2 protein-coding genes are annotated in these 960 nt (G+C 62.9%); both read left to right on the top strand.

Translation table 11 applies throughout. The features are described from left to right. Window positions 1-660: sugar phosphate nucleotidyltransferase (locus A9D60_RS04885; RefSeq protein ID WP_217492033.1), on the top strand; the 660-nt coding region annotated here is incomplete at its 5' end. A 2-nt stretch (window positions 661-662) separates the two neighbouring features. Further along, the coding region (locus A9D60_RS04880) for an NAD-dependent epimerase/dehydratase family protein (RefSeq protein WP_141117816.1) at window positions 663-960 on the top strand (298 nt) is incomplete at its 3' end.

The raw sequence follows: 960 nt of genomic DNA, 5'->3' as shown, positions 1-960 counted from the left end.
ATATACTCCCATTACGGGTATAATGATTTCTCTGTCGCGCTTGGCTACAAGGGCGATTACATCAAGCGCTACTTTGCCGAATACGGCACGCTGGCGGGCAGCATTACCGTCAATATGGGGCGCCCCGATCCGGTGGTCCGCCACGATCAGGAGCATGCGCCCTGGACAGTCGACCTGATCGAGACCGGTGACGAAACGCTGACCGGCGGCCGGGTCAAGCGGCTGCAGCCGCATCTTGGCAACGGGACCTTCATGCTGACCTGGGGCGACGGCGTGTCCGATGTGGACCTGGACAAGCTGCTGGCCTTTCACCGCTATCACGGCAAGCTGGCCACCATCACCGCGGTGCGCCCGCCCGCCCGCTACGGCCACATGCGGTTTGACGGCGACCAGGTCACCGCCTTTGAGGAAAAACCGCAGACCGCCGAGGGCTGGATCAACGGCGCCTTCTTCGTGCTGGAGCCGCAGGTCTTCGACTACATCGAAGGCGACATGGTGATGTTCGAGCACGCGCCTTTGGAAAACCTGGCCAGGGACGGCCAGCTGATGGCCTACCGCCACGATGGCTTCTGGGCGGCGATGGACACGCTGCGCGACAAGCACATCCTGCAGAAACTCTGGAATTCCGGCCAGCGCCCCTGGGCGGTTTGGGAGACGTGACCATGCGTGTACTGGTGACAGGCCACCGGGGCTATATCGGAACCGTGCTGACCCCGATGCTGATGGCGGCGGGCCATGAGGTGACCGGCCTCGACAGCGATCTTTATGAGCGCTGCACCTTTGCCCCGGGCGGGGAGATGCCGCAGGTGCCGTCGATCCTCAAGGATATCCGCGAGATCGAGGCCGCGGACCTGCTGGGCTTCGATGCGGTTCTGCATCTGGCGGCGCTGTCCAACGACCCGCTGGGCGATTTCCGCCCGGAAACCACCTTTGACATCAATTTCGAAGGCACCATGAAGG

The sequence above is a fragment of the Leisingera sp. JC1 genome (assembly GCF_001679925.1).
Taxonomy (GTDB): Bacteria; Pseudomonadota; Alphaproteobacteria; order Rhodobacterales; family Rhodobacteraceae; genus Leisingera.
Note: the sequence above shows the minus strand (reverse complement) of the source record. Positions and strands in the feature narration are given on the sequence as shown.